We start from the raw sequence: 6,602 nt of genomic DNA, 5'->3' as shown, positions 1-6,602 counted from the left end.
GAAAAGACGAACAAAAGACGAACAATGAACGAAGGAAAGGCGAAGGTAAGTTAACGTTAAAACAGAGATAAAAAGAAGGTTATTGAGAGGACTTCTACTCTGCCAAAGTTAAATCTTGGCAAAGTTCATAACACTAAAGCGAAGATAAGATTGAGAGCAGAAGATAATTTGTTGTAGAACTGGTGTTTATAAGAAATGATTTATACAAGGGGATTTCCGGGGTGAGAAAAAAAGAAGAAAAAATTATTTTTTTTATTGTATGTATTAATATTTTTTCTACTTTTGTGGCATTAACTTAAATATTCAATGTTTATGGAAACAAAAAATGTAAATTTCCTAAGTATTGCACTTAGAAACGGTATTTTATTAGGGGTTGCTTGTGTAGTTTTAAGCGTATTGCTGTACGTAACAAACCTTTTGTACACTGGAAGTTTTTTGATAGGTGCTATCACTTGGCTATTGAATTTAGCTATCTGTGTAGTTTTTATCGTGATGGCTGTTCAGCAGTACAAAACGGCTAACGACGGTTTCTTAACTGTAGGTGAAGCTATTAAAGTGGGGATAGTAACCGCTCTCGTGGGAGGGGTAATCGCTGCTATTTACAGTGTAATCTACACTACTGTTATTGACCCTAACTATTATGAAAAAGTAGTAGAGGTTACAATGGAAAAAATGAGTGCTTTTACCTCTAATTTCAGTGAAGAACAAATGGAAGAGCTCCGTGAAAAAACACTTCAAAGCAAGCCTTCTGTGGTATGGACATTCTTTTCATCGATATTGGGCTCTGCCATTGGAGGTGTTATTATCTCGGCTATAGTAGGGGCTGTGAAGAAGAAAGAACGCCCAATGCCTCTTTAGTGGTTGCTCCCTCTCAATAGATAAAAACAACTGATTATCAGTAATAAAACTTTGCCAAAGGTTGTAGCACAACAAGCTATTGAAACTTTGGCAAAGTTCTTTTATTATAAAAGAGCTAACATTACTAGTTACTTGTTGATGCTATTAAGTCAAACACATAAAATTTCCTTTTAAAAAGAAGAAACAGAAATTGAAGCAAATCAGTTTCAAAATTTAAAAAAAATCGGTAGCAAGCTACCTAAAATACGTTGCTAAAACCTTTCACACAAAGAAAATCCTCAATTTTTGTTTAATTCATAATGACGTAAGCCACACTTCTTTACTCATTGAATTTCGTACGTTTTCCTTAGTTAGTTCTTAACTATTACTTGCTAATTGTTATTTATTTTGTACCTTTGCACTCTCTTTATGATATTAAGATTATGGAAAAAATAAAGAAATTCAGACTTGACTTCATAGATGTGATTCGCGCCTTTGCTATCTGTATGATGCTACAAGGGCACTTTATAAATGGACTACTTGCTGACCGCTACCGCGACGAAAATAACTTTATATACTGGCTATGGCACTACTGCACTGGTATTACCGCTCCTGTGTTCTTCACTGTTTCGGGGTTTATCTTCACTTTTTTATTGGTAAAAGAAAGTGATGCTACAAAAGTAGGCTGGAATAACCCTCGCGTGAAGAAAGGTATTAGGCGTGGACTGATGCTCATCGGTATTGCTTACTTCTTGCGTATGAGTTTCCAAAGTGTAGATGTACTGCACTGTATTGGGCTTTCGCTCTTGTTGCTCATCGCTACTTACTTACTTTCATATAACCGCAAGTCGTGGGTAATGCCTACGATATTGCTCACCACTACCCTACTGGCGTTCACTTTTGAGCCTTTTTACAAGGATTTGCGCTTTGATTCACTACCCTTGCCGATTGCTAATTATCTGACTCGTGTACACGGTAGTTTCTTTCCTATTTTTCCTTGGTTTGGCTATGTGTCGTTTGGAGGGTTTATGGGGTATCTATTTCAGCGATACAAAAATCACCCTCACTTATACCGCAATGCTATTCTGCTATTTCTAAGCGTAGGAGCATTCTTGTTGTGGGGTTTTCACTTTATGATAGAACAATTGTTCTATATCAACCATTCGCCATTTTTTGAGCGATTAATGCAGGACTTTGCTTATTTGCGTTTGGGGAATGTATTGCTTGTATTTGGTTTTTTTGCCCTAATGCGCAATGTGATTACTTCACAACTGATTAAAACTATTGGGCAAAACACCCTATCGATTTACGTTATACACTGCTTTATCATATACGGTAGTATTACCTCACACGGGCTTATACAGCACTTCGGAGGGCAGTTAAAACCTTATCAAGTGGTATTAGGAGCGCCTGCCTTTATAGCCGTGTGCGTATGGTTATCATTTATTTACAATCGGGTAAAACCTGTTATCAAATCAGGAATTGCTTTTGTATTAAAAGAAATCAGAGCGTTTTTGGTAGAGAGTTACCAATTTATTGTAAAACTATTAGGAAGGCTTGTTGCCTTATTTGTTAAGGAATGAAAAAACATCTTATTATTTTAGCTTCGGTTATGGCATTTAATAGCATACAAGCACAACAACCTCTCACCCCCGAAAAACTATGGGAACTACATCGCGTGAATGGTATAGGTATTACCCCCGACCAGCAATATGTATTGGTGAGTGTGAGTACTCCAAATATAAAGGAAAATACTTTTAACAAAGAATACTATAAACTTGCCGTAAAAGGAGGTGTACCTATTCCTATAAGCAAAGAAGAGGTAGAAAAACTCACGGCTAAATACAATACCGATAAAAGCCTAAAACTCACTCATAAGGAAGTAAAATTAAAGTCGGTTTTAGGGAAAGACTTCTATACCGACTTAGAAAAATCATCAGGAAAGCTGTACAGTAGCTTAGACCATCGCCATTGGGACACGTGGAATGAAGGTAGTTACAATCACGTAATGATAGAAGATAGTAATGGTAAGCAAACTGATATAATGGAAGGACTGCCCTATTACTGTCCGCAGTTGCCTTTTGGAGGTGATGAGGATTATATATGGAGTTTCGACGGTAAAAAGGTACTTTATGTTACCAAAGCCAAAGTAGGCACTGATTATGTACTGAGCACTAATACTGATATCTATGAGTACGACCTCATCTCGAAAAAAACAACAAACCTCACCGAAGGAATGATGGGGTATGACACTAACCCTCAGTATAACAAAGAAGGCGTTCTTGCGTGGCTCAGTATGGCACACGATGGTAATGAAGCTGATAAAAACGACCTTTATATATTGAAGGACGGCAAGCGCATTAACCTTACAGCTAACTGGGATAATACTGTTTTCAGTTACCGATGGAGCAATGATGGGAAGCAAATATACCTAATTGCGGCTACCCAAGGAACAGAGCAAGTATTTGTAGTAGCTCCTTTTAGTAAAGATACTACTCCAAGACAACTCACACAAGGCGTATTTGATGTGAATGGTATAGTAGGACAAGCAGGCGACCAATTGGTTGTGATGCGCACGGATATGAACCACGCAGCTGAACTGTATACTATCAATTTAAAAGAGAAAAAAGGACGCATAACACTATCACAGCTTTCACATTTTAATGATGAGCTATACAAAGGGATTGCTGAATGTCCTATTAAGGAGCGTATCATCAAAACTACTGACGGCAAGAGAATGCACGCTTGGGTAATTTACCCACCCAACTTTGACCCTAACAAGAAGTACCCTACCCTACTCTACTGCCAAGGAGGACCACAATCTGTTGTAAGCCAATTTTACAGTTTCCGTTGGAACTTCCAAGTAATGGCTTCACAAGGTTATATAGTGATAGCTCCCAACCGCAGAGGATTACCAGGTTTTGGAGTAAAATGGAATGCGGAAATTAGCGGAGATTGGGGCGGACAACCGATGCGCGATTACCTATCGGCTATTGATGATATTGCTAAGGAACCTTATGTAGACAAAGAACGATTGGGAGCTATAGGAGCCAGCTACGGAGGATATTCAATCTACTACTTAGCAGGTATTCACCAAAAACGTTTCAAGACGTTTATTGCCCATTGCGGAGTATTCAACTTACAAAGTATGTATGGCACTACCGAAGAGCTCTTCTTCAACAATAACGAAATAGGAGGTGCTTATTGGGATAAAAAGAACGCTGTAGCACAAAAATCGTATAAAGAGTTTAATCCTATAGAGAAGATTACAGAATGGGACACCCCTATTCTCATCATTCACGGAGGGAAGGACTACCGAGTACCCGAAGAACAGGGATTCCAAGCTTTTACAGCAGCTCAACTGAGAGGCATCAAGAGTGAGTTACTTTATTTTCCTGATGAGAACCACTGGGTATTACAACCTCAGAATGGACTCCTATGGCAGAGAACGTTCTTCAAATGGCTAAAAGAAACATTATAAAACTAAAAGAGGCTATCCTAATCGGGTAGCCTCTTTTTTCTATATATTAGAAGAGTCCTTCTACTGACCAATAGCGTTCGCCTGTATCATAGTTTACGGTAAGGACACGTGCCTTAGGGTCTTTTTTGAGTACTTTGGCTACGGCTGCCAAAGAAGCTCCCGTAGAAATACCAGCTAAAATACCTTCTTCTTTCGCTAACTTGCGGGCATATTCAAAAGCCTCATCTTTACTTATTAACAGAATATCATCTACAAGCTTAGCATCATAATTCTTTGGTACAAAACCAGCACCTATCCCTTGTAGAGGGTGAGGACCAGCTGCCCCTCCACTGAGCACGGGTGATAGTTCAGGTTCTACGGCTATGGTTTTAAGATGAGGGAAGTGTTGTTTAAGCACTTTGGATACCCCAGAAATATGTCCACCAGTACCAACTCCTGTTACAAAATAATCAAAGCCATCGGGGAAGGATTGCAAGATTTCTTGAGCAGTAGTGCGCTCGTGTACCTCAGGGTTAGCAGGGTTCTCGAACTGTTGAGGCACCCAATAGTTAGGTTTACCTTCGGCTATTTCGAGGGCTTTGGCAATGGCACCTCCTGTTCCTTTTTCTTTTGGAGTTAATACAACCTCAGCTCCATAAGCCGATACCAGTTTACGGCGTTCTATACTCATAGATTCAGGCATTACCACAATGAGCTTATAACCTTTTACAGCAGCTACTAAGGCAAGTCCAACCCCTGTATTACCTGAGGTAGGCTCTACAATCACAGTATTTTTATTGAGGATACCTTTGTTTTCAGCATCTTCAATCATTGCGAGTGCGATACGGTCTTTAATACTACCGCCTGGGTTCAAGCGTTCTAACTTGATAAATACGTTGGCATCTTTACCAAACAATCGATTAATTTTCACTTCGGGAGTACGCCCGATAAGTTCTAAAACATTTTTGTACAACATTATATAATTATTTATTAGTTACGTGTTTGTTAATAGTTAGTGGTTAATGATTAGTGAATTGGTATTAGGAACTAATGTTTAAAGACTAAATTACAAAATTAATAGGTTCTTCATACACTTCGTTGTCTTTTACTATGATTTGACTCTTGTGGAAAACTTTGGTAAAAGGTTCTATACTATGGGTAAGCCATACGTTCCCGCCAATAACACTATCGTGACCTATTACGGTTTCACCTCCTAAGATTGTGGCACCTGAATAAATTACCACATTGTCTTGAATAGTGGGATGACGCTTGGTATGAGCCTTATCTACCGATACTGAGAGTGCCCCTAAGGTAACCCCTTGGTATACTTTTACGTGGTTACCTATAACCGTAGTTTCACCAATAACGATAGCCGTACCGTGGTCTATCATAAAAGGGACGCCAATGGTTGCTCCTGGGTGAATGTCGATACCTGTTTTGCTATGGGCGTATTCGGTGAGTATACGGGGCAAGAGTGGTACTTCGCGCGTCCATAGTTCGTGAGCAATACGATATACCATAATAGCAAAGAAACCAGGATAGGTAACTTGTACTTCTCTCAGAGAGGTAGCTGCTGGGTCACTATCAATAAAATACTGAGCATCTTGTTTTAATTGAGCATAAATAGTGGGCAAAATACAATCGTAATAATCAGTTAGTTGCTCTTTCTGAGGTTCGTTTTGCAGAAAATCATCTACAATACTGATAAAATCATAACGCAATTCCTCATAGCGTGCTTCTATATTCACTTTAGAGAGACAAGTACGCTCATCTATGAGAAATAAGAACTGAAAGAGTTCTTCTACAAAGGCGTTAATACGCTGTTTGCTTACGTGATGTTTGATATTTTTACTTTCTTGATAGAGTTCGATAATGAAACTCTCGGTGCAATTTACTTTTGTCATTATTATAAAAAAATAGCCCCACTACCTATTATGAGCAGTGGGGTGTTGTTATTTCGTTTACTAAAATATATATACTGATACTTTCAAGAAATAACGATCCTTGCACCGCTCACAGCGAAGGTACAACACATCATCATTATTTGAAAAGTATACAGTTTCATACAGTACTATTCTATTAATCGGGGCAAAGGTAAGAATATTTTTCTAACTACCAAAGAAAAACTGAAATATTTTTATTTTTTTTGTTGTACAAAAAGATATAATCGGAGTTCTCGGATTGTCTTAGAAAAGAGATAAGGAAGCAGAAAGATAACGAAGAGGAACGGAAGAGGTGATTCAGGTAAAAGATAAAAGATAAGAGGTAAAATGGGTATGCTTAGCTTATAGAAAGCTTATAGGAA

The 6,602-nt window shown here is 38.4% G+C and carries 5 protein-coding genes; 3 read left to right on the top strand and 2 right to left on the bottom strand.

Translation table 11 applies throughout. The features are described from left to right. Nucleotides 1-306: 306 nt before the first annotated feature. The 3 genes from HMPREF9072_RS11075 to HMPREF9072_RS11065 all read left to right on the top strand — a co-directional run bounded on the left by HMPREF9072_RS11075 (nucleotide 307) and on the right by HMPREF9072_RS11065 (nucleotide 4,318). Entirely contained in the window at nucleotides 307-858 is a 552-nt protein-coding gene (locus tag HMPREF9072_RS11075; RefSeq protein WP_002671731.1) for a DUF4199 domain-containing protein, read from the top strand. Between the two features lie 422 nt (nucleotides 859-1,280). Continuing rightward, nucleotides 1,281-2,420, top strand: a complete 1,140-nt coding sequence (locus tag HMPREF9072_RS11070; protein WP_009411784.1) for a heparan-alpha-glucosaminide N-acetyltransferase domain-containing protein — start codon at nucleotides 1,281-1,283, stop codon at nucleotides 2,418-2,420. Continuing rightward, the gene (locus HMPREF9072_RS11065; RefSeq protein WP_009411783.1) at nucleotides 2,417-4,318 is read left to right on the top strand and encodes a S9 family peptidase; all 1,902 of its coding nucleotides are present in this window, start codon (nucleotides 2,417-2,419) and stop codon (nucleotides 4,316-4,318) included. Before HMPREF9072_RS11070 ends, HMPREF9072_RS11065 begins: the two co-directional genes overlap by 4 nt. 46 nt (nucleotides 4,319-4,364) lie before the next feature. Here HMPREF9072_RS11065 and cysK read toward each other — a convergent pair whose 3' ends face one another. Both cysK and HMPREF9072_RS11055 read right to left on the bottom strand, forming a co-directional pair. Beyond that, nucleotides 4,365-5,273 (bottom strand): cysteine synthase A, encoded by a 909-nt coding sequence (cysK, locus tag HMPREF9072_RS11060; RefSeq protein ID WP_002671722.1) that lies wholly within the window; start codon nucleotides 5,271-5,273, stop codon nucleotides 4,365-4,367. An 85-nt stretch (nucleotides 5,274-5,358) separates the two neighbouring features. Further along, the gene (locus HMPREF9072_RS11055) at nucleotides 5,359-6,201 is read right to left on the bottom strand and encodes a serine O-acetyltransferase (protein WP_009411782.1); all 843 of its coding nucleotides are present in this window, start codon (nucleotides 6,199-6,201) and stop codon (nucleotides 5,359-5,361) included. Nucleotides 6,202-6,602 lie beyond the last annotated feature (401 nt).

Source organism: Capnocytophaga sp. oral taxon 324 str. F0483 (genome assembly GCF_000318315.2).
GTDB lineage: Bacteria > Bacteroidota > Bacteroidia > Flavobacteriales > Flavobacteriaceae > Capnocytophaga > Capnocytophaga ochracea.
The sequence above is the reverse complement of the archived record's forward strand: the minus strand, read 5'-3'. Positions and strand labels throughout refer to the sequence as shown.